Genomic DNA, 22,587 nt, shown 5'->3' with positions numbered 1-22,587 from the left:
TGTCTTTCCTTATCAGGCGAATTCGGGATCACGACTTCGCAAGCCGCGCGCGTCACCACCGACAGCCCCATCGCATATCCGCGCCGGCCATCGCAAGCCGTGCACATCAGGGGCGATTGAGGCGTTTGAATGACACCTTGGCTCGGCTTTAGCGAGTTCCGTTACGGGATTCCAGCCCGAATAGCTGCGTGACAGCAGCGCCAGCGTGTTATTCTCGCGCCGGGAATCAGGTTGAACGATGGATGTGCTGCAAGGAGCCGGGTCTGTTTCACGCAGGCCGGCCAGACAGATCTTCGCCATGCTGGCGCTCCTCCTCGGGATGGGCGTGCCTTCGCATGCCGAATCGCCGAAGCCCAGTCCGCCTGTCGACCACGCTATTGCGATGCATGGCGAGCCGGCGCTGCCGCGTGGCTTCACGCATCTGCCCTATGCCGACCCGAAAGCCCCCAAGGGCGGGCGCATCGTCTTCGGGCAACAGGGCACATTCGACAGCCTGAACCCGCTGGTCGTGCTCGGCGTCGCGCCCGATGCCGTGCCGCGCTATGTCCAGCAGAGCCTGCTGCTGCGCTCGGCCGACGAGCCCTTCACCGCCTATGGGCTCCTGGCATCGCGCGTCGAGCTCAACGAGGAGCGCACGAAGCTGGCCTTCGAGATCGACGAACGCGCCAGGTTCTCCGACGGCAAGCCGGTGACGGCGCAGGACGTGCTGTTCACCTTCGAGATGCTGAAGACCAAGGGCAAGCCATTCCACCGCTCCAGCCTGGGGCGGGTGACGAAGGCGCAGGCGCCCTCCCCGCGCCGCGTCGAATTCGAACTGGGCGACGGCTCCAACCGCGAATTGCCGCTGGTGATCGGGGCGATGCCGATCTTCGCCAAACATGCCACCAATGCCGAGACCTTCGGCGAGACCAGCTTCAAGGCGGCGTTGGGCTCAGGCCCCTATGTCGTGTCCGACATCGTGCCGGGCGCGACCATCACGCTCAAGCGCCGCAAGGGTTTCTGGGCCGAGGACCACCCGCTGACGCGCGGGCTCTTCAATGCCGACGAGATCCGCTACGATTTCTACCGCGACGCCAACGCTCTGTTCGAGGCCTTCAAGGCCGGACTCTACGATGTCCGCATCGAGCCCGACCCGACGCGCTGGATGACCGGCTATGACGTGCCGGCCGTGCGCGATGGCCGCATCCTGCGCGAGACGCTGCATTTCGACGCGCCCAAGGGCATGACTGGCCTCGTCTTCAACACGCGCCGGCCGTTCTTCGCCGATGTGCGGGTGCGCGAGGCGCTCGGCATCCTGTTCGATTTCGAATGGGTCAACCGCAACCTGTTCCATGGCGTCTATCGCCGGGCCGGCAGTTTCTTCTCCGATTCGGAGCTGTCGGCGCTGGGCGTAGCCGCCGATGCGCGCGAGAAGGCGCTGCTCGCAGCCTTCCCCGGCGCGGTGCGCGACGACATCCTCTCCGGCACCTGGTCGCCTTCGGCGACGGACGGTTCAGGGCGCGATCGCGAGCAGGCGCGCCGGGCGCTCGACCTGCTCAACAAAGCCGGTTTCGGCATGGTCGACGGGGTGCTGCGCAGCATGAAGGGTGGCGACCCGCTGGCCTTCGAGATCACCGTCACCAACCGGCCGCAGGAAAGGCTGGCGCTGAACTATGCCCAGTCGCTCGGCCGGCTCGGCATCACCGTCACGGTCAGGCTGATCGACGACGTGCAGTACTGGCGGCGGCTCTCGGCCTTCGATTTCGACATGATCCAGTGGACCTGGCCGGCTTCCGCCTCGCCGGGCAACGAGCAGATCGGGCGCTGGGGTTCGGCGAACGCGCAGCGCAACGGCGCGCTGAACTATGCCGGCGTGGCCTCGCCCGCTGTCGACGCGACGCTTGCGGCCCTGCTGGGCGCGCGCGAACGCGAGGATTTCGTCGCCGCGGCGCGCACACTCGACCGGCTGCTGTTGTCGGGCTTCTATGTCGTGCCGCTCTACTATCTGCCGGACACCTGGCTGGCGCATGGCCGCGACATCGTCCTGCCGGCACGCAAACCCGCCTATTTCCTCTCCACCGAAGCTCTGGCGCGCCTTCCGGCGGCGCCTGCGCCGGCGAACTGAAAGAGCGTCTCGATGCGGGCCGACCAGGACGAAGCCGCCGCCCTGCTCGATGGCCTGAGTTTCGATACGCTGCTGAAGGCGCTGACGGCCGGCCGTGGCTATGAGGCGGCGCTGCGCGACCCGCCAGGGCGGCAGGGCTGGAGCGATGCGGTCCCGAGCTCGCTGAGCTTCGGCCAGCTCGAGATCAAGGTCGACCAACTCGCCCGGCTGCTGGCGATCAACCGGGCGCAGCCCGGCGCGCGCGTCGCGATCCTGGCACCGATGGGGCCGGAGGCGATCATCTCGGTGCTGGCCTCCCTGCGGGCCGGACTCTCGCCGATGCTGCTGCCGCTGCATGGCAACGAGCTCGAACTGCTGCGGCTGATCGAGGCCTCGGAGGCGGTGATGGCGATCGGTGTCAGCCGCATCGGCACGATGCGGCCGCTGCTGATGCTGCGCGAATTGGCGGTCAGGGCCTTCGGGACCCGCTTCGTCGGCGGCTTTGGCGCCCAGGTTCCCGACGGCATCGCGCCGCTCGACACGCTGATGGCGAGCGCGACGCTGCACCCGCTGCCGGAGGTGACGCAGCGGATGGCGCTTCAGGTCGCCGATGCGGTGACGCTCGCCGGGCCGTTTGCCATTTCCGAGCGCGAGGTGCTCGGCAAGGCGCTCGACATCTCGCGGCTGCTGAAGCCAATGGCCTCGTCGCGGATCGTCACGACGCTGGTCGGCGGCGATCTCGCCGCGCTGGCGAGCGGCCCCGCCATGGCGATGCTGACCGGCGTCGAACTGCTGCCGCTCGGCCTGTTCAGCCTCGGTGACCTGCAGGCCTGCATCGAGGGCGGCCGCAACGTCCATCTCGTCCTTCCCGGCGCGATGGAGCCGGCCCTGGCGCATTCGCGGCTGGCGAGCCACCCGGCGCTGGCGAGCCTCGTCTTCATCCACCGTCCGGCCGCAAGCCGCGCCTTGCCGGCGCTAGGCCGCTCCGACCTCGCGATCGTGGATGTCGATGTGACGAGCGCGGCCGAGATCACGGTGAGCCGGCGGTAATCCCCTCAGCCCTCATCCTGAGACGCCGCTTCGCGGCTCCTCAGGATGAGGGCTGAAAGATGATCACGCGGCCTTCTTGCGCTCGGCGATCCGGGCCAGATCGGTCAGCAGGCGGCGCGTGCCCTTGAGGCGGGCTTCCGCCGTGTCGTAGTCGTCGATGAAGACGACGCGCATGTCGGGGCGGACCTTGGCCAGCGTGCCGATCTTCGCCACGTAGGAGACGAGCCCTTCGGGGTTGGCGAACTCGTTGTCGCGGAAAGCGACGATAATGCCCTTGGGGCCCGCCTCGACCTTCTCGACATTGGCGCGCTTGCACAGCGCCTTGATGGCGACGATTTCCAGAAGCTGCTGGACCTCTTCCGGCAGCGGCCCGAAGCGGTCGACCAGCTCGGCGCCGAAGGACTGGATGTCGCCGTCGTCGTCCAGCGTCGAGAGGCGCTTGTAGAGGGTGAGCCGCAGCGTCAGGTCGGTGACGTAATGCTCGGGGATCATCACCGGCGCGCCGATCTGGATCGTCGGCGACCATTGCGCGTCGGTCTCGAAATCGACGCCCGACTTCAAGGCCGCGACGGCCTCCTCCAACATCTGCTGGTAGAGCTCGTAGCCGACCTCCTTGATATGGCCGGACTGCTCGTCGCCGAGTAGGTTGCCGGCGCCTCGAATGTCGAGATCGTGGCTGGCGAGCTGGAAGCCGGCGCCCAGTGTGTCGAGCGATTGCAGAACCTTGAGCCGGCGCTCGGCCTGGTCCGTCATCTTGCGCTTGGCCGACACGGTGAAGAGCGCATAGGCGCGGACCTTCGAGCGGCCGACGCGGCCCCGGAGCTGGTAGAGCTGGGCCAGGCCGAACATGTCGGCGCGATGCACGATCAGCGTGTTGGCGTTGGGAATGTCGAGGCCGGATTCGACGATCGTCGTCGAGAGCAGGACATCGTACTGGCCCTCGTAGAAGGCGGTCATCACGTCCTCGAGCTGTCCCGCCGCCATCTGGCCATGCGCGATGCCGACCTTGGCCTCGGGCACCTGCTTGTCGAGGAAGTCCTTGACCTCGGCGATGTCCTCGATGCGCGGCACGACATAGAAGCTGCGCCCGCCCCTGTAGCGCTCGCGCAGCAGCGCCTCGCGCACGATCAGTGGATCGAAGGGCGTGACGAAGGTCCGCACCGCCAGGCGATCAACCGGCGGCGTCGCGATGATCGAGAGCTCGCGGACGCCAGTCATGGCGAGTTGCAGCGTGCGCGGGATCGGCGTCGCCGTCAGCGTCAGCATATGGACCTCGGCGCGGAACTCCTTCAGCCGTTCCTTGTGGTTGACGCCGAAATGCTGCTCCTCGTCGACGATGACGAGGCCGAGATCCTTGAACTCGATCGCCTTGCCGAGCAGCGCATGGGTGCCGACGACGATGTCCATCGTGCCGTCCTTGACGCCCGCCTTTACCGCCTTGAGATCCTGCGCGCCGACGAAGCGCGAGGCCTGGCCGACATTCACCGGAAGGCCTTTGAAGCGCTCGGCGAAGTTGCGGTAGTGCTGGCGCGCCAGCAGCGTGGTCGGCACCACGACCGCGACCTGCTTGCCGTTGAGGGCGCAGGCAAAGGCGGCGCGCAGCGCCACCTCGGTCTTGCCGAAGCCGACATCGCCGCAGACAAGCCGGTCCATCGGCCGGCCGGCAGCCATGTCGTCGAGCACGGCGTCGATCGTCGCCTGCTGATCTTCCGTCTCCTCGAAGGGGAAGCGCGCGCAGAACTCGTCATAGAGCCCGTCCTGCGGGATCAGACGCGGCGCTTCCTTCAGGGCGCGGGCTGCGGCGATCGCGATCAGCTTGCCCGCCATCTCGCGGATGCGCTGCTTCAGCTTGGCCTTGCGCGCCTGCCAGCCACCACCGCCGAGCCGGTCGAGCGGAACGTCGGTGTCCTCCGAGCCGTAGCGCGACAGCAGTTCAATGTTCTCGACCGGCAGGAAGAGCTTCGAATCCGCCGCATAGTGGATTTCCAGGCAGTCATGCGGTGCCCCGACCGCCGTGATCGAGCGCAGGCCGATGAAACGGCCGATGCCGTGATCGACATGGACGACGAGATCGCCAGGCGAAAGCGACGACAGCTCCGCGATAAAATCCTGCGGGCGACGCGATTTCTTGCGCGGCCGCACCAGCCGGTCGCCGAGGATGTCCTGCTCGCCGATGACGGCGAGCTTGCCGGCCTCGAAGCCGGTCTCGAAGCCCCAGACCGCCAGCGCCGTCGTGCCGGGCTTGAGATCGAATGCGGCGCGCAGCGAGCCCGTCATCTGGACGGTCTTCAGGCCATGATCGGCCAGGACATGGGCGAGCCGTTCGCGCGAGCCTTCCGACCAGGCGGAGAGAATGACGCGGCGGCCGTCCTTCTCCAGCGCCTTCACATGGGCCACTGCCGCGTCGAAGACGCTGCCGGCATTGTCGGCGCGCTCGGCAGCGAAGCTGCGGCCCTGGCGGGCGCCGAGATCAACGATCAGCTTGCCGTCGCTGTCGGGCAGCTGGAACGGCGTCAGCGCGGCGACGCCGGACTGGTCGATGACGGCGCGCCAGTCGGCCGGCGAGAGATAAAGCGCATCGGGCTTGAGCGGCTTGTAGGGCGCGCCGCCGGCGCTGGGCTGCTCCATCGCCGCCTTGCGGGCGTCGTAATAATCCTTGATCAGGCTGATGCGTTCGCCGACGGCATCCTCGGCCTGATGGTCGAGGACCAGCGGCACGTCCGGCAGATAGGTGAAGAGCGTGTCGAGCCTGTCCGCCAGCAGCGGCAGCCAGTGTTCGAGCCCGGCCGGCCTGCGGCCTTCGCTGACAGCCTCGTAGAGCGTGTCGTCGCGGCCCGGTGTGCCGAAGCTGGTGATGTAGCTCTGGCGAAAACGCTTGATGCTCTCGCTGGTCATCTGCGCCTCGGACATCGGCACGAGGTCAAGGCCCCGCATCTGCCCGGTGGTGCGCTGCGTCTCCGGATCGAAGGTGCGGATCGATTCGAGCGTGTCGCCGAAGAAATCGAGACGGATCGGCGCCGGCATCCCCGGCGGATAGAGGTCGATGATGCCGCCGCGCACGGCGAACTCGCCGGTCTCCCGCACGGTCGAGGTGCGCAGGTAGCCGTTCATGTCGAGCCAGCGCGCCAGCTGGTCGGTGTCGACCATGTTGCCGGGCGCGGCCGAAAAGCTCTCCGAGGCGACCTTGGAGAAGGCCGGGACGCGCTGGAGCGCGGCGTTGACGGTGGTCAGCAGCAGGCGCGGCTTGTCGCCGGATTTGGTCTTGGCGAGACGCGACAGCGTCGTCATGCGGTGGGCGACGATCGAGGGCGCCGGCGAGACGCGGTCATAGGGCTGGCAGTCCCAGGCCGGGAAGGACATCACCTCGAGATCGGGCGCCACGAACTGGAGCGCGTTTTCCAGCACCTGCAGGCGCTGGCCGTCGCGCGCGACGAAGACGAGCATCGCCGCGCCGTCCGCCTTCTTCGCCCGGGCACGGGTCAGGTCGGCGAGGACGACCGCGTCGAAACCATCGGGCACGCTGGCAAGCGTCGGCTTGTCGCCGCGATTCAGCGCATCGAGGATGCGGTCGATCTGCAGCTTGGCGATCTGGGCGGGAGGCGGAATGCTCATATGGTCGACGACTTCAATCTGTAGACTTCACAAGTACCAACCGTGTCATCCCGGGCGCAGCGAAGCGGAGACCCGGGATCCATTCCGGAACGCCTATCGGAAAGGTTCGGGAATGGATCCCGGATCGGCGCGGCTTCGCCGCTTGTCCGGGATGACGGCGCGGATGTTATCTGCGGCTCAGACATGAATCGGCTTGTCGTGGTGGTGGAACGCCTTGAGCCGGCGGAACAGCGGCGTGTCGTAGTTCTCCGGCACATCAGCCTCGCCGGTCATCCAGCTCAACAGGTCGCGGTCGAGCACCTCGATCAGGCGTTCGAACTCGTCGAGTTCGGTCTCGTCGAGATCAGCGATATGCGCATCGGCGAAGCCGCCCATGATCAGATCGTTCTCGCGCATGCCGCGATGCCAGGCGCGGAACAGGATCTTGCGCCGGCGCGGGTCGAGATCGGCACTGGTGCGGGTCGAGCCACTCATGGGAACCTCTGGACGCCTCGGAGGAAGGGAAACCACGGGATGGTGCAATGACAATCGGGCCGGCCCCGTCGCGGAGCCTGCCGTCGCGGGCTATATAGCGTTGACACAGCGCGAAGTCAGCGGGCCTGAGCCCCGAGATTTCGCACTCCTGACAATCCCGTGCCGAGAAGCCGCTTGCGCCCGTCCCTGCTCGATCCGCTCTTTGCTCCCGCGACCACGCTGCCCGGCGTCGGCCCCAAGACGGCCAAGGCGCTCGACAAGCTGCTGGGCGACGAGACCCGGGGCGGCCGCGTCATCGACCTGCTGTTTCGCCTGCCGACCGGTGCGATCGACCGGCGGCCCAGCGCCTCGATCATCGATGCACCCATTGGCGGGATCGCGACCTTCTCCGCCCGCGTGACCGAGCATCGCGCCCCGCCGGAGACCAAGGCCAAGGCGCCGTATCGCATCATCGTCGAGGATGAGACCGGCGACGTCACGCTGGTCTTCTTCCATGCCGATGTCCGCCATCTCCTGCAGACCATGCCGATCGGCGCCTACCGCATCATTTCGGGCAAGCTCGAACTCTGGGACGGCATGCGCCAGATGGTGCATCCCGACCGGCTGCTCGACCCCAAGCTCGCCGCGACGCTGCCGTCGATCGAGCCGGTTTATGGACTGACGGAGGGCGTCGGGCCGCGCGTGATGGCGCGGATCGCTGCCGCGGCGGCCGAGAAATGCCCCGATCTCGCTGAGTGGCAGGATCCGGCCTTCCTGGCCAAGAGCGGTTTCGCGTCCTTCGTGGAGGCGATGCAGGCGCTGCACCATCCGCCCGATCTCAGGGCGGTCGAGGGCGACACAATCGCACGCCGCCGCGTCGCCTATGACGAGTTGCTGGCGAGCCAGATCGCGCTCGCTTTGGTGCGCCGGCAGCAGAAGAAGAGCGCCGGCCGCGCCACCGCCGGCGACGGGCGGCTGCGCCATGCGATCGAGAGCGCCCTGCCCTTCACCCTGACCGACGGCCAGCGCCAGGCGCTGGTCGATATCCATGACGACATGGAGAAGCCCGAGCGCATGCTGCGGCTGCTTCAGGGCGATGTCGGCTCCGGCAAGACGGTCGTCGCGCTGATGGCGATGGCTGCCGCGGCCGAGGCCGGGCGGCAATCCGTGCTGATGGCCCCGACCGAGATCCTGGCGCGCCAGCATGCCGAAAGGCTGGCGCCGCTCGCCCAGAAGGCGGGGCTCAAGCTCGCGCTCCTGACCGGCCGCGAGAAGGGTCCGGGCCGGGCACGGGTGCTGGAGGGCCTCGCGACTGGCGAGATCGCTATTGCCGTGGGCACCCATGCGCTGTTCCAGGAGGGCGTCACCTTCCGCGATCTCGCGCTCGCCATCGTCGACGAGCAGCACCGCTTCGGCGTGCATCAGCGCTTGCTGCTCGGCTCCAAGGGCGAGGCGGTCGACATCCTGGTGATGACGGCGACGCCGATCCCGCGCACGCTGTCGCTGACCTGGTTCGGCGACATGGACATCTCGGTGCTGGCCGAGAAGCCGGCGGGCCGCAAGCCGATCGCGACCAAGGCCCTCTCGCTCGACCGCTATGACGAGGTCGTCGGCGGCATCGGCCGTGCCATCGAGGCCGGCGCGCAGGTCTATTGGGTCTGCCCGCTGGTGCAGGAATCCGACACGCTCGACGTCGCTGCCGCGCAGGAGCGTTACGAGGCCTTGCGAGAGCTCTTCGGTCACAAGGTTGGGCTCTTGCACGGTCAGATGCCCGGACGCGACAAGGACGCGGCGATGGCCGCTTTTATCGCCGGCGAAACCCGCATCCTGATTTCGACGACGGTGATCGAGGTCGGCGTCGACGTGCCCAATGCCAGCGTCATGGTGATCGAGCATGCCGAGCGCTTCGGGCTGGCGCAGCTCCACCAGTTGCGCGGCCGCATCGGGCGCGGCTCGGCGGCATCGACCTGTCTCCTGCTTTACAAGGGGCCGCTCGGCCCCGTGGCCGAGGCGCGGCTGACGATCATGCGCGAAACCGAGGACGGCTTCCGCATTGCCGAGGAGGATCTGCGGCTGCGCGGCGAAGGCGAGGTTCTGGGCACGAAACAATCCGGTTCGCCCGACTGGCGCATCGCCCGGCCGGAAACCGACGGCGACCTTCTGGCGGCGGCGCGCGACGATGCCCGCCTCCTGATCGAGCGCGACCCGCAACTGGAGACGCCACGCGGCGAGGCAGTCCGGACACTGCTCTATCTGTTCGAGCGCGATGTCGCGATCAGGCTGCTGCGGGCGGGGTGAACGCGCTCGCAGCCGCCCCACCTTTGCGAACAGGCAGCAATCCCGATCAAGCGGGAGCGCCGCGCTTCGCCCAGTTTGCGGCTCGCTTCGCGGAGATATCATGGACCCGGTCAAGTCAGCCATCTGGTGTATCGAAAGCCGCTTTGCCTCCGAGCTCTCCCTCGAGGACATCGCGGGCGTCAGCGGTGTCTCGCGCTTCCATCTCTCGCGCGCTTTCGCCGCCTCAACCGGGCGCTCCGTCATGCGCTATGTGCGCGAGCGGCGGCTGAGCGAGGCGGCAAGGCAGCTGGCGAACGGTGCGCCCGACATCCTCTCGGTCGCGCTGAACTGGGGCTATGGCTCGCACGAAGCTTTCACCCGCGCCTTCCGCGAGCAGTTCGGGCTCACGCCCGAGGCTCTGCGCGCGAGTCGCGATCTCGCCAGCATTCGCCTTTTGGAGCCTCTTCCCATGCAAGCCAACACATCCATCACGCTGCCCGAACCGCGGATCGAGAACGGCAAGCCGATGCTGGTCGCCGGCCTCGGTGGTTCGTTCTCGGTCGATAAGGTCGCCGGCATCCCGGCGCTCTGGCAGAATTTTGCGCCGCATATCGGCCATGTACCGGGGCAGATCGGCCATACGACCTATGGGGTCAGCCTGAATTGCGACGACAACGGCAATTTCGACTACATCGCCGGCGTCGAGGTTTCGGATTTCGACAACCTGCCGTCGGACTTCGCCCGGACACGCGTTCCGGCTCAGACCTACGCGATCTTCGAGCATCGCGGCCATGTCACCGCGATCAAGCAGACCTATGAAGCGATCTGGCGCGACTGGCTGCCGAAATCGGGACGCAAGCCCGGCGAAGGGCCGACGCTGGAGCGCATGGACCAGCGCTTCGACGCAGCGACCGGCCAGGGCGTACTGGAAATCTGGCTGCCTCTCAAGGATTGATCATTTCGCCGGGACGGCGCCGGTGCCCAGCTTCGGCGCCGTCTCACCGGGCTGGATCAACCCGGCCGACATGACGAGCTTCGCTCCGTCCTCGACCGAGACCGCCACTTCGACCACCTCCCGACGCGGCAGATAGAAGAAGAAGCCGGTGGTCGGGTTCGGCGTGCAGGGCAGGAAGACGCCGATCTGCTCATCGCCGTCCGGCAGTTTTCCCGCGATCTCGGGGGCCGCTTCCTGGGCGATGAAGACGATCGACCACATGCCGGGCTGCGGGAACTGCACCATGCCGACCTTGCGGAACGACGTGCCCGATTGCGAGAAGATCGTCTCGAAGACCTGCTTCACACCCTTGTAGAGGCCGCGCACCACCGGCATGCGATTGAGGATCGCCTCGCCGGCATCGATCAGCGTGCGGCCGACGAGATTGGCCGTCATGAAGCCGAGCAGCGTCAACCCGATCAGGCCGATGACGAGGCCGAATCCGGGGATCGGATAGGGCAGATAGGCGTCGGGCCAATAGGCCGAGGGAATCAGCGGCTTGACCAGACCGTCGACGAAATTGACGAACCACCAGGTCACCGAGGCGGTGATCGCCAGCGGCGCGGCGATCACCAGCCCGGTGAGGAAATAGCGCCGCAGCCTTGTGCCGAATGTCGGGCGCAACAGGTCCGACTGAATGACGAGGCGTGGATCCGGTGGGCTCGGCGTCATTCACGGGGTCCGATACGGCTGTCCGCGCGCAAGCGGTTTTGACGAGTATGATGCGACAGACGTGCCAGTCGCTTCGGTAGATTTCAAGGATGGCGCGACCGTCTCCAGCTTGCCGCGGCCACGGACATGATGCTTTCGTTTCCGCAGGGGCGAAGGTGAACATGAATCGGCAGGGCAATTGAGGCCATGACGCGCCGCATTCGACCGTTCCAACGCCCCTTGCTCTTCGCGGCCGGCTGGATCTTCACCACCCTCGGCGTGATCGGGCTGATCCTCCCGCTGATGCCGGGGACGATCTTCCTGATCGTGGCGGCGTGGTGCTTCTCGCAATCGTCGCCGCGATTCGAGGCGTGGCTGCTCGGTCACCCGAGGCTGGGGCCGCAGGTGCTGCGCTGGCGCCAGACGGGGTCGATTGCCCGCAAGGTCAAGTACATCGCCTGCGGCTCGATGCTGCTGAGTTTCGCCATCCTGACCTGGACCAGCGCACCGCCGATCGCATTGTGGGTCAGCGGCGCGTGTCTGCTCGCAGCGGGAACCTATGTCGCGAGCCGGCCGGAGGGGTGATCCTGGGTGAGAGCGAGCGCCTTGGCGCTCACTCTACCGTGACGGACTTATTCCACGGTTACAGATTTGGCCAGATTGCGCGGCTGGTCGACATCCTTGCCCATGAAAACCGCCGTCTGGTAGGCGATCATCTGGATCGGTAGCGCATAGACGATCGGAGCGAAGGTCGGATCCATGTCCGGCATGATGATCGTCGTCTCCGGCACGATGCCGCATTCGGCCGCGCCCTTCGCGTCGGTGATCAGGATGATCCGTCCGCCGCGTGCCGCGACCTCCTGCATATTGGAGGCGGTCTTCTCGAACAGCGCGTCATGCGGCGCGACGACGATGACGGGCATCGCTTCGTCGATCAGCGCGATCGGGCCGTGCTTGAGCTCGCCCGCCGGATAGCCTTCGGCGTGGATATAGCTGATTTCCTTCAGTTTCAGCGCGCCTTCCAGCGCCAGCGGGAAGCTCGTGCCACGACCGAGATAGAGCACGTCGCGCGCCTTGGAGAGTTCGCGGGCGAGCTTTTCGATCGCGGGCTCCAGTTCGAGCGCCCTGGCGATCAGCCCCGGCAGCGCGATCAGGCTCTGGACATGGCGGGCCTCTTCTTCAGCCGACAGCGTGCCGCGGGCGCGGCCTGCCGCGAGTGCGAGGCAGGCGAGCGCGGTGAGCTGGCAGGTGAAGGCCTTGGTCGAGGCGACGCCGATCTCGGGACCGGCCAGCGTCGGCGCGACGGCGTCGCTCTCGCGGGCGATCGTCGAGGTCGGCACGTTGACGACGGAGAGCACGGTCTGCTTCTCCTGCTTGGCATAGCGCAGGCAGGCCAGGGTGTCGGCGGTCTCGCCGGATTGCGACACGAAGAGCGCCAGCCCGTTCTCCGGCATCGGCGCCTCACGATAGCGGAACTCGGAGGCGACATCGATCTCGACCGGCAGGCGGGCGAGCTTCTCGAACCAGTATTTCGCCGTCAGCCCGGCATAATAGGCCGTGCCGCAGGCCGAGACCGACAGACGCGACAGCGACTTCCAGTCGATCGTGCCCTTGAATGGCAGGCGCACGCTGCCGGCGGCCATGTCGAGATACTGCGTCAGCGTATGGCCGACGACCTCAGGCTGCTCGTAGATTTCCTTCGCCATGAAGTGGCGGTGATTGCCCTTTTCGACCAGGAAGGCGCCGGCTGCGACGCGCTGGGCCCGCCGCTCCACGACGGCGTTGGTCTTGTCGTAGAAGGTCGCGCCCTTGCGATTGAGGACGACCCAGTCGCCCTCATCGAGATAAGCGATGAGATTGGTGAAGGGGGCGAGCGCCAGCGCATCCGAGCCGAGATACATCTCGCCATCGCCGACGCCGACGGCCAGCGGCGAGCCCTTGCGGGCGCCAATCAGCAGGTCTTCCTGCCCCTCGAACAGGAAGGCGAGTGCGAACGCCCCGCGCAGCCGCGGCAGGCTTGCAGCCACTGCCTCGACGGGCGTCTTGCCATGGTCGAGTTCGCGGGTGACGAGATGGGCGACGATTTCCGTGTCGGTCTCGGTCTCGAAGACATAGCCGTCGGCCTGGAGTTCGGCCCGCAGCTCGCGGAAATTCTCGATGATGCCGTTATGGACGACGGCGAGCTTGGCGGTGGCGTGCGGGTGGGCGTTTGTCTCGTTGGGCTTGCCATGCGTCGCCCAGCGGGTGTGGCCGATGCCGATCAGCCCTTCGAGCGGTTCGTTGGAGAGGCGGACCTCGAGGTTCCTGAGCTTGCCTTCGGCGCGGCGGCGGGTGAGCAGGCCATGTTCGAGCGTGGCGACGCCGGCCGAATCATAGCCGCGATATTCGAGCCGCCGCAGCGCCTCGACGACCTGCGTCGCGACCGCTTCCTTGCCCAGAATCCCGACGATGCCGCACATGCCAAAACCTCTTCAGACGTTGCCGTTGAGTGTCCGCATAGCGGCCCGGCCAGCCCAAGCAAAATCAATCTAAATGTCGAACTATGAACGGCGGCTTGATCAAACGGCCGCGCTTCAGGGCTTTTTCGCCGCGGCCTTGCGCGCCAGAGAGATCTCGCGGAAGGCCTTCGCCCAGCCTTCCCGCGTGACCTGGCGGCCACGACCGACCGCCAGCGCGTCTGGCGCGACGTCGTCGGTCACCACCGAGCCGGAGCCGACGAAGGCTCCCTCTCCGATCGTGACCGGGGCGACCAGAGAGGAGTTCGAGCCGACGAAGGCGCCGGCGCCGATGGTCGTGCGATACTTGAAGAAACCGTCATAATTGCAGGTGATCGTTCCCGCTCCGATGTTGGCGCCCTCGCCCACCGTGGCGTCGCCGACATAGGTGAGATGGCTGATCTTGGCGCCAGCGCCGATCTCAGCCGACTTGATCTCGACGAAATTGCCGATCTTGGCCTTCTCGCCGAGCTTCGCGCCGGGGCGCAGGCGGCCATAGGGTCCGACCGTCGCAGCGGGACCGACTTCGGCGCCTTCCAGATGCGAGAACGCGTGGATCACCGCCCCGTCGGCGACGCGCACGCCGGGGCCGAACACGACATTGGGCTCGATCAGCACATCGCGGCCGATCTGTGTGTCGTGGCTGAAGAAGACGGTGTCGGGCGCCGTCAGCGTCGCGCCCTCGGCCATCACGGAAAGCCGTTTGCGGCGCTGGAACTCTGCCTCCGCGGTCGCCAGCTGGATTCGGTCATTGATCCCCTGAACCTCGCTTTCCGGAGCCGTCAGCGCGCGGGCGGACAAACCGCGCGACCGCGCCACCGCGACCGCGTCGGTGAGGTAGAATTCGGACTGCGCGTTGGCGTTGCCGATCGCCTCCAGCAGGGACAGCGCCTGCTTGCCATCGAGAGCCATCAGCCCGGCATTGCAGAGGGTGATCGCGCGCTGTTCGGGCGTGGCATCCTTGTGCTCGACGATCGCTTCCAGCGCGCCGTCGCGGATCACGAACCTGCCATAGCCCGTGGGATCGCGGGCCTCGAAGCCCAGCGCGACGACGGCCGCGCCGTCCGCGAGCACGGCGCGCAACGCGCCGAAGGTCTCCGGCCGGACCAGCGGCGTATCGGCGAAGGCGACGATGACGTCGTCATAGCCGGCGGCCAGCGCCTCCCTGGCCGCGAGCGCGGCGTGGGCGGTGCCCAGGCGCTGCGCCTGGATCGCGATCTGCACGGCGGGCAGCACTTCTTGCGCCTCGCGCGCGACCTCCGGCCGATCGGGGCCGGTCACGACGACGATCGCATCAGCGCCTGCCTCGGAGAGCGATGCTAGGGCATGACCGAGCAGGGAGCGTCCGCCGATCTCGTGCAGCACCTTGGGACGCGCGGACTTCATCCGCGTGCCCTCGCCAGCAGCCAGGAGAATCGCAAGGCAGGACCGGCCGGACTGCATTTCGGTCATGATTCTCGTCTCCTTTGTCGGCGAAGGCCCGGCCGCGCGGTTTCCGGAACGGGAACGCTTGCGGCCGGGAACATGTGCGGTCGATCTGGCGCATGGTGGCGTTGCAGGCGCCGTGGATAGCCGATCCCATCGGCTTTTGCCAAAGTCGCCATCATCGCCGGGGTCGTCCCGGCGGCGATCACAAGAACGGGGAGACGAGCGATCGGCTACGAATTACCCGGCGAGCCGCTTTTCAGATCCCGGAGAAATGCTCTAGAAGCGCGTGGGGGCGAGGGCGTCGCCCGCGCATGTTGGATATAATGTCGAAACCTTTGAATCGTCGGCAGTTTCTCGAAAGTTCCGGCGCAGCTGCGGCCACCTCGCTGCTCGCGGCGAGCGCGGCCCACTCACAGACGCCGTCCGCCGCGGCCGCCATCACCCAGTCCTTTCTCTTCGAGGGGCAGCGGTTCGATCCGTCGCTCGTGGTCGATGCGGCGCGCATCATCGCGCAGCGCCCGCTCGTGCCGCTCGTTGCGACCGATCTGCCGGAGGGCTACGCCACCCTGCCCTTCGACCAGTATTCGGGAATCAGGGCCCAGCCGGGCAGCCTGATCTGGGCCGGCGAGAACCGTGGCTTCACGGTCGAGCCGCTGCATCGCGGCTACGTCTTCTCGAATCCGGTCAGCCTCTTCACGGTCGAGGACGACACCGTGCGGCGTGTCGCGTTCGACCGCAGCAAGTTCGACTACGGCCGAGTCGCTCCGCCGCCGGCGAATGTCGACCTGCAGTTCTCGGGGATGCGAATCGCGACCGGGCTGGAGCGGCCGTTCGAGGTCGCGATGTTCCAGGGCGCGACCTTCTTCCGCTCGCTGGCGCGGGGCCAGAATTTCGGTGCGCTCGCACGGGCCCTGATCCTGCGGCCCGGCGAAACGCGCGGCGAGGAAATCCCGTTCTTTCGCGCCTTCTGGATCGAGCGGCCGAGCCCGGCTTCCGGCCTTCTGGTGATTCACGCCCTACTCGATTCCGAAAGCCTGACCGGCGCCGTCCGGATGACGCTTCGGCCGGGCGACGTCACGCTGATCGATGTCGAGATGACGCTGTTTGCGCGCCAGACCCTCGACCATATCGGTTTCGGCTGCACCATGGGCACCTTCCTGTCGGGCCCGCAAAGCCGGCGCAGCTTTGACGATGTCAGGCCGGCGGTGCACGAGATCTCCGGCGTGCAGATGCGCTCGGGCACCGGCGAATGGATCTACCGTCCGGTCAGCAATCCCGCGACGCTGCAGGTCTCGTCTTTCATCGACAGCAATCCGAAGGGCTTCGGGCTGGTCCAGCGCGAGCGCGACCCGGCCGCGTTCATGGATGACGACCAGCGCTTCGAGCTTCGTCCGAGCGTCTGGATGGAGCCTCTCGGCGAATGGACCGCGGGTTCGGTCCAGCTGATCGAGATTCCCAGCGAGTCCGACGTCAACGACAACATCATCATGTACTGGCGGCCGCGCCAGGCGTTCGCGGCCGGCAGCGAAACCGTGATCGCCTACCGGCAGGCCTGGTGCTGGCAGCCGCCCGAGCGGCCGCCCCTCGCACTCGCCACCCGCGTCCGCCAGGGGCGTGGCTCGCAAGCGCGTCGGCGGCGTTTCATCGTCGATTTCACCGGTGACAGGCTGGCGGATGCCGGCATCGTCGCCTCCACCCGTGCCAACATCACCACGCAGCCCGGCCAGATCCAGAACCTGCGGCTCTGGCCCTTTCCCGAGCGCAAGCTGATGCGGGTGGGCTTCGAGGTCGATCCTGGCACGGAAAACCTCTGCGAGCTCAGGCTCGTGCTGCAATCCGGCGGTCAGCCGGTTTCGGAAACCTGGTTGAACCGATGGACGTGGTAACCGCGACCCGCCCTGGCGAGGCCGCGACGCAGACGCGCCCCTATCTGGCAAGCCAAGATCCTGCGACGCCGCCAGAGAACCGCCTGGTCATGCCGGTCCAGTCCTTCCGGAGCTGGAAGGCGTCCGACCGCCGGACGCCGGCTGCCCCGCGCGACTGGACGACGCCCTGGCTGAAGCGACTCTTCGTCTTCGGCGGCGGCATGGTGCTGACCGCCTATGGCGCCTGGGAAATGTACCATGTCGTGTCGGTCAGCCGCACGACATCGCTGCAGTACGCCCTGCTCGTGCTGTTCACGGTCAATTTCTCGTGGATCGCTCTCGCCTTCACCAGCGCCGTGCTCGGCTTCTTCGGGCTTCTGTTCAACAAGGGGCCCTCGGGCCGCGTCGAGAGCCTGAAGCATCGCACCGTCGTGGTGATGCCGATCTACAATGAATCGACTGCGCGCACCTTCGCTGCGCTCTGCGCGATCCGCGAATCGGTCGAGGCGACCGGACTGGGCGCGCATTTCGACTATTTCATCGTCTCGGACACGACCAATCCGGATGTCTGGGTCGCCGAGGAGCGGGCTTTCCTGGCGCTGCGCCAGCGGCTTGGGCCCGACGCGCGGGTCTATTACCGCCACCGGCCCAAGAACCATCACCGCAAGGCCGGCAACATCGCCGATTTCGTGACGCGCTGGGGCGGGCATTACGAGCATATGGTCGTGCTCGACGCCGACAGCCTGATGACCGGCACCTGCATCATCAGGCTTGCCGCCGCGATGGAGGCCGACCCGGATGCCGGCATCATCCAGTCGCTGCCGCTGATCATCAACCGCAACACCTTCTTCGCCCGGCTCCAGCAGTTCGCCGCCCGCGTCTACGGACCGGTGATCGCGACGGGATTGGCGATGTGGTCGGGCCGCGACGGGAATTACTGGGGCCATAACGCGATCATCCGGACGAAGGCCTTCGCCGACCATTGCGGCCTGCCCGACCTCAAGGGCAAGCCGCCCTTCGGCGGCCATGTGCTCTCGCATGATTTCGTCGAGGCGGCGTTGATCCGGCGCGCCGGCTGGTCGGTCTACATGCTGCCGGACCTGACGGGGTCCTATGAGGAAAGCCCGCCCTCGCTGATCGACGTCTCGGTGCGCGATCGGCGCTGGTGCCAGGGCAATCTCCAGCATTCGCGCATCATCGGCGCCAAGGGCTTCGTCGTGCCAACGCGGCAGCATTTCGCGACCGGCATCATGGGCTATCTCGCCTCGCCGTTCTGGCTGATGCAGCTCGTGGTCGGTATCCTGATCGTGCTCCAGGTCAGCTATGCCAGGCCTGAATACTTCACGCAGGAGTTCACTCTCTTCCCGGTCTGGCCGCGCTTCGACCCCGAGCGCGCCTTGAACCTGTTCGCGCTGACGATGGCGATCCTGCTCGCGCCGAAGCTGTTCGGTCTGCTGCTGACGCTGTTCAACGGCAAGCTGCGCCGGGCCGGCGGCGGCGCGATCCGGCTGGTGATCTCGGCCCTGATCGAGGTGCTGTTCTCCGCCTTCTTCGCGCCGATCATGATGCTGATCCAGTCGGGCTCGGTCTTCCAGATTCTGCTTGGCCGAGACACGGGCTGGAATCCGCAGCGCCGCGACGACGGCTCGATTCCGCTGAACGACATCATCAGGCGGCACCGCACCCATACGGTGCTTGGCATCGTCACCGGCATCTCGGCCTTCATGATCGCGACCTCGCTGTTTGCCTGGATGTCGCCCACCATCGTCGGCCTCGTGCTGGCGATTCCGCTGTCCTGGGCATCGGGGCAGCTCGCGATCGGGCTCTGGCTCAAGCGGCACAAGCTCCTGGTGACACCGGAGGAAGGCGATCCGCCGGCCGTGGCCTTGCGTGCCAATGCGCTACAGGCGGAGTTCGACGCGGCCGGCTTCGACGATGCCGACGGCCTCAGGGCGCTGCATGCCGACCCGGCGCTGCGCGAGGCGCATGAGGCGATGCTGCCGGAAAGCCCGCCACGTCGCCGCGGGGAGATCGAGCCCGACCGGGCCGTGGCCCAGGCCAAGCTCGTCGACGCCGAAACGATCGACGATGCGGCGATCTGGCTGAAGCCGAAGGAGCGCATGGTCGTGCTGCACGACCGGGCCCTGGTCTCGCTGCTGGCGTCGCTGCCGGAGACGCGTGGGACCTAAGCCCCGAACCGGGTTTTCGTCAGAAGCTCATTGCCGCAGCGTTGATCACGCCGGCTGCCAGCGATGCGGCGCCGAGGAAGAGCGCCGCCGCCAATTCGCCGGCGGCGATGCGGGCCGACAGGTTGGGCAGCACGATCCTGACCAGCATATAGACGATCAACTGCACGACGATGGCGACGATGCCCCAGATCATGAGATCGGGGATGGTGTTGGAATGCACCACGGCGCTCGATAGCGGCAGCGCGAAGCCGGTCAGGCTCAGGCCCAACGACAGCGCCGCCGCGATGTTGTTCTGGCGGATCAGGCCGAATTCGTTATGCGAGGTCGCCAGCGTGTAGACCAGCAGGTAGACGCCGACGAGACCGAGCGACACCGAGAAGAACAGGGCGAAATCCGGAAGCTTCAACAGCGCCTGCGCGATCATGGTGGTTCCGAATCCCCTGTTCCCGTTCCGCCGATCCTGCCCCTCAGGCCTGCTCGAAGGCAATGACGCAGCCCAAAGCCGCCTCGGCCGGGACGGTGATCCGGTCGTCACCCTGCGCGAAAGGCACGCCGGCCGCTTCGAGCCGCTCTGCCACCGCATCGAGATCGGGCACGGCGACGCAGAAGCCGAGAAAGCGGGCCGGCGTCGGATCGGGCTCGACATGGTAGATCGCCTGCGCGGCCTCCGGATCGAGCACGTCGATGCGCCCGCGCGGCAAGTCCAGCACGAGATCGGCATTGCCCTCCAGCACCTCGGGGAAGCCGGCAAAGGCGCTCAGGAACTCGCGATGGGCCGCCGGGTCGTCGGTGACGATGATCGCGGAGGTCAAGGCCGTCGCGCCATTGGCATGCTGCTGGAAGGCCGGGTTCCAGAAGTTCTGCGGCTCATGCTGCTGGCAGACGAAAAAGCCGCATTCCGGCGCCAGCGGGTCCGCCGCGAAGGCCAGCGAGAAGGCGACGCGGACCTCGCTGCCGTCGGGACGCCTGGCCTGGCGCTCGAAGAAGAACGGCTCGTAATCGCCGATGCCCGCCGCCTGGAACGCGACGGCGTCGGCCTTGGCATCGGCACTATCGAGGACGAGCATCGACAGCCCCTCCCCGCGCGCCAGCGCGTCTTGCATGAAGCTGCCGAAGGAGAACACACGCGGAGCCGGCGGGACGATCGCGGCAGCGTCAGCGATCGTCAAAAGCTCGAGGAAGGAGCCCGGAAACTGGACGATGCGGTTTTCGGTGCCCCAGGGATGGCGATTACGCGCGCCGACCTTGAAGCCGAGCGTCTCATAGAAGGCGCCGGCGGCATCGAGATCGCGGACGCCGATGACGAGATGATCGAGGCCGCGTGGGGCGGTGGCGATGGTGGCGTCGGGCATGATGGCGTCAGGCATGGGCTTGGCTCGCTTGCGGCAGGCTCGGGCCTTCATCTCTAGCAGGTCGGCGGGTGCTGGTCATGCCTGGTGGATGCCGCCCAGCCTCGGACGCACCGAGCTATGAAACCACAGCGGCCGCCATTCGTTGTTCGAACCGGACGATGCTGCAGAGGAAGCCATGAATGGGTCGCGCCCACAGAATGCCATTCGGTGCGGAAATTACCGATGGAGGAGTCCGATTTTCGCTGTGGGCGCCCTCGGCCGGGACCGTCACGCTCCATCTCGGCGATCACGAGCGTCCCATGACGCCCGAGGGCGACGGCTGGCACCGGCTGACCTGTCGTGGCGCTGCAGCCGGCGCGCTGTACCGGTTTCGCATCGACGACGAGCTTCAGATTCCAGACCCTGCCTCGCGCTTCCAGCCGAGCGATGTGGAAGGGCCGAGCATGGTGGTCAATCCCGAAGCCTTCGCCTGGGGCGACGGCGACTGGAACGGACGCCCCTGGGAGGAAACGGTCCTCTACGAGGCGCATATCGGCACGGCGACCCCGGAGGGCACATTCGCCGGTTTCATGGGGAAGCTGGATCATCTGCGCGATCTCGGCGTGACGGCGCTCGAACTTCTCCCGATCGCCGATTTCCCCGGCGATCGCGGCTGGGGCTATGACGGCGTGCTGCATTATGCGCCCGACCATGCCTATGGCTCGCCTGATGACCTCAAGACATTGGTCAATGAGGCTCACCGGCGCGGAATCATGGTTTTCCTCGACGTGGTCTACAATCACTTCGGCCCATCGGGGAATTACCTGCCTGTTTATGCCGAGAGCTTCTTCACGCAGCGGCATCAGACGCTCTGGGGCGCCGGCATCGCCTATGACGGCGACGCAGCACATGTCGTGCGGGATTATTTCATCCACAACGCGCTGTACTGGCTCGAGGAGTATCACTTCGACGGGCTGCGCTTCGATGCGGTCCATGCGATCGCCGACGACAGCAGCACGCACTTCATCGCCGATCTGGCCGAGCGCATCCGGACGAGCCTGCCGGAGCGCCGTATCCATCTCGTGCTGGAGAACAACGCCAACCAGGTGCGCTGGCTGGAGCGGGACGACAGCCAGTCGCCGCTGCTCCACACGGCGCAATGGAACGACGACATCCATCACGCCTGGCACCGGCTGCTGACGGGCGAAGACGAAGGGTACTACGCGGACTACGAAGAGCCGGTCCGCCATCTCGGCCGCTGTCTGGCGGAGGGTTTCGCCTATCAGGGCGAAGTGTCGAAACATGACGGCGTCCCGCGTGGCGAGCCTTCCGCGCACCTGCCGCCTTCCGCCTTCGTCGCCTTCCTCCAGAACCACGACCAGGTCGGCAACCGCGCCTTCGGCGAGCGGATCGGCGCTCTGGCCGAGCCTGCGAAACTGGCGCTGGCGAGGGCGGGCCTGCTGCTCTCGCCCCAGATTCCGCTGCTTTTCATGGGTGAGGAATGGAACGCCTCCACCCCGTTCCAGTACTTCGTCGATTTCGCCGACCCGGACTTGTCGAAGGCTGTGCGCGAAGGGCGGCGGCGCGAATTCGCCGGTTTCGGCGCCTTCAGGGACGATGCGGCGCAGGACACCATTCCGGACCCGACCTCGGAGCAGACCTTCGCACAGTCGCGTCTGGACTGGAGCGAAATCGAGCAGCCGCCTCATCGGGAGATTCTGGCGGAGACCCGGGAGATGCTGCGCATCCGGCGCGAGACGATCACGCCGGTCGCCGCCAGCATGTTTCAGGGCGCGAGCTGGAAGCGACCCATGCCCGAGGCGATCGACGTGCACTGGCGGTTCGCGGCCGGCAAGCTGCGCTTCATCGCGAATTTCGGCCAGGATGAGGTGAGGTTTCCGCGCAGCCCTGACGACACGGTGATCTGGGCAAGCAACGACATGGCGGCTTCGGACGAGATCAGCCTCGGTGCCTGGACCGGCGCCATGCTGCTGAGCCGATCATGAACCCGCCGGGAGGCAATGAGGCCGATCTGCACCGGGCACGGATCGCCTATGGCCTGCTGTTCCTCGTCGTCTTCGTGACAGGCCTCGCTCTGGCCGTCGCATGGCCGTTCATCGCGGCCGGCCCGTAAACCCCAGCCGTCCTTTCAATCTCGG

17 protein-coding genes are annotated in these 22,587 nt (G+C 66.8%); 9 read left to right on the top strand and 8 right to left on the bottom strand.

What is annotated here, in order from left to right; genetic code table 11:
- Positions 1-12 precede the first annotated feature (12 nt).
- Positions 13-300, bottom strand: a complete 288-nt coding sequence (locus tag AC1DYU_RS23685; RefSeq protein WP_476793778.1) for a hypothetical protein — start codon at positions 298-300, stop codon at positions 13-15.
- Between AC1DYU_RS23685 and AC1DYU_RS23680 the strand changes: the two genes are divergently transcribed.
- Positions 299-2,104, top strand: a complete 1,806-nt coding sequence (locus AC1DYU_RS23680; RefSeq protein WP_476793777.1) for an extracellular solute-binding protein — start codon at positions 299-301, stop codon at positions 2,102-2,104. The two genes, AC1DYU_RS23685 and AC1DYU_RS23680, sit on opposite strands and share 2 nt — an antisense overlap.
- A gap of 12 nt (positions 2,105-2,116) precedes the next feature.
- Positions 2,117-3,133, top strand: a complete 1,017-nt coding sequence (locus tag AC1DYU_RS23675; protein ID WP_476793776.1) for an AMP-binding protein — start codon at positions 2,117-2,119, stop codon at positions 3,131-3,133.
- A gap of 63 nt (positions 3,134-3,196) precedes the next feature.
- Here AC1DYU_RS23675 and mfd read toward each other — a convergent pair whose 3' ends face one another.
- Together mfd and AC1DYU_RS23665 are read right to left on the bottom strand one after the other, a co-directional pair.
- Positions 3,197-6,745, bottom strand: coding sequence for a transcription-repair coupling factor (gene mfd / locus AC1DYU_RS23670; protein WP_476793775.1), 3,549 nt, complete (start codon positions 6,743-6,745; stop codon positions 3,197-3,199).
- A 177-nt stretch (positions 6,746-6,922) separates the two neighbouring features.
- On the bottom strand, positions 6,923-7,219 hold the full coding sequence (locus AC1DYU_RS23665) for an FAD assembly factor SdhE (protein WP_158486814.1): 297 nt from the start codon (positions 7,217-7,219) through the stop codon (positions 6,923-6,925).
- 174 nt (positions 7,220-7,393) lie between these two features.
- Here AC1DYU_RS23665 and recG point away from each other — a divergent pair, with 174 nt between their 5' ends.
- Positions 7,394-9,496, top strand: coding sequence for an ATP-dependent DNA helicase RecG (gene recG / locus AC1DYU_RS23660; RefSeq protein WP_476793774.1), 2,103 nt, complete (start codon positions 7,394-7,396; stop codon positions 9,494-9,496).
- Positions 9,497-9,596: 100 nt separating this feature from the next.
- Positions 9,597-10,430: an AraC family transcriptional regulator gene (locus tag AC1DYU_RS23655; protein WP_476793773.1), complete on the top strand. Its 834-nt coding sequence runs from the start codon at positions 9,597-9,599 to the stop codon at positions 10,428-10,430.
- Here the strand turns inward: AC1DYU_RS23655 and AC1DYU_RS23650 are convergent, their stop codons facing one another.
- Positions 10,431-11,141: a DUF502 domain-containing protein gene (locus AC1DYU_RS23650; RefSeq protein WP_158486811.1), complete on the bottom strand. Its 711-nt coding sequence runs from the start codon at positions 11,139-11,141 to the stop codon at positions 10,431-10,433. It lies immediately after the preceding gene.
- A 186-nt stretch (positions 11,142-11,327) separates the two neighbouring features.
- Between AC1DYU_RS23650 and AC1DYU_RS23645 the strand changes: the two genes are divergently transcribed.
- Positions 11,328-11,705 (top strand): YbaN family protein, encoded by a 378-nt coding sequence (locus tag AC1DYU_RS23645; RefSeq protein ID WP_476793772.1) that lies wholly within the window; start codon positions 11,328-11,330, stop codon positions 11,703-11,705.
- 47 nt (positions 11,706-11,752) lie between these two features.
- Here the strand turns inward: AC1DYU_RS23645 and glmS are convergent, their stop codons facing one another.
- Both glmS and glmU read right to left on the bottom strand, forming a co-directional pair.
- A complete protein-coding gene (gene glmS, locus AC1DYU_RS23640) occupies positions 11,753-13,579 on the bottom strand; it encodes a glutamine--fructose-6-phosphate transaminase (isomerizing) (RefSeq protein WP_476793771.1) in 1,827 nt (608 codons plus the stop codon).
- Positions 13,580-13,693: 114 nt separating this feature from the next.
- Positions 13,694-15,058: a bifunctional UDP-N-acetylglucosamine diphosphorylase/glucosamine-1-phosphate N-acetyltransferase GlmU gene (glmU, locus tag AC1DYU_RS23635; RefSeq protein ID WP_476793799.1), complete on the bottom strand. Its 1,365-nt coding sequence runs from the start codon at positions 15,056-15,058 to the stop codon at positions 13,694-13,696.
- A gap of 308 nt (positions 15,059-15,366) precedes the next feature.
- Between glmU and AC1DYU_RS23630 the strand changes: the two genes are divergently transcribed.
- Together AC1DYU_RS23630 and mdoH are read left to right on the top strand one after the other, a co-directional pair.
- Positions 15,367-16,929, top strand: coding sequence for an OpgD/OpgG family glucan biosynthesis protein (locus AC1DYU_RS23630; protein ID WP_476793770.1), 1,563 nt, complete (start codon positions 15,367-15,369; stop codon positions 16,927-16,929).
- Complete coding sequence (gene mdoH / locus AC1DYU_RS23625; protein ID WP_158486807.1) at positions 16,917-19,097, top strand: glucans biosynthesis glucosyltransferase MdoH; 2,181 nt, start codon at positions 16,917-16,919, stop codon at positions 19,095-19,097. The genes AC1DYU_RS23630 and mdoH overlap by 13 nt, the downstream gene beginning before the upstream one ends.
- A gap of 19 nt (positions 19,098-19,116) precedes the next feature.
- On the opposite strand, the gene AC1DYU_RS23620 is transcribed toward mdoH, so the two are convergent.
- On the bottom strand, positions 19,117-19,521 hold the full coding sequence (locus AC1DYU_RS23620; RefSeq protein WP_158486806.1) for a DUF350 domain-containing protein: 405 nt from the start codon (positions 19,519-19,521) through the stop codon (positions 19,117-19,119).
- Positions 19,522-19,564: 43 nt separating this feature from the next.
- Positions 19,565-20,464 (bottom strand): VOC family protein, encoded by a 900-nt coding sequence (locus AC1DYU_RS23615; RefSeq protein WP_476793769.1) that lies wholly within the window; start codon positions 20,462-20,464, stop codon positions 19,565-19,567.
- A gap of 164 nt (positions 20,465-20,628) precedes the next feature.
- Here AC1DYU_RS23615 and treZ point away from each other — a divergent pair, with 164 nt between their 5' ends.
- A complete protein-coding gene (gene treZ, locus AC1DYU_RS23610; RefSeq protein WP_476793768.1) occupies positions 20,629-22,434 on the top strand; it encodes a malto-oligosyltrehalose trehalohydrolase in 1,806 nt (601 codons plus the stop codon).
- Positions 22,431-22,562 (top strand): hypothetical protein, encoded by a 132-nt coding sequence (locus tag AC1DYU_RS23605; RefSeq protein ID WP_476793767.1) that lies wholly within the window; start codon positions 22,431-22,433, stop codon positions 22,560-22,562. Before treZ ends, AC1DYU_RS23605 begins: the two co-directional genes overlap by 4 nt.
- The last annotated feature ends 25 nt before the right edge of the window (positions 22,563-22,587 follow it).

Source organism: Allobosea sp. P2_B12, from assembly GCF_056404835.1.
The sequence above is the reverse complement of the archived record's forward strand: the minus strand, read 5'-3'. Positions and strand labels throughout refer to the sequence as shown.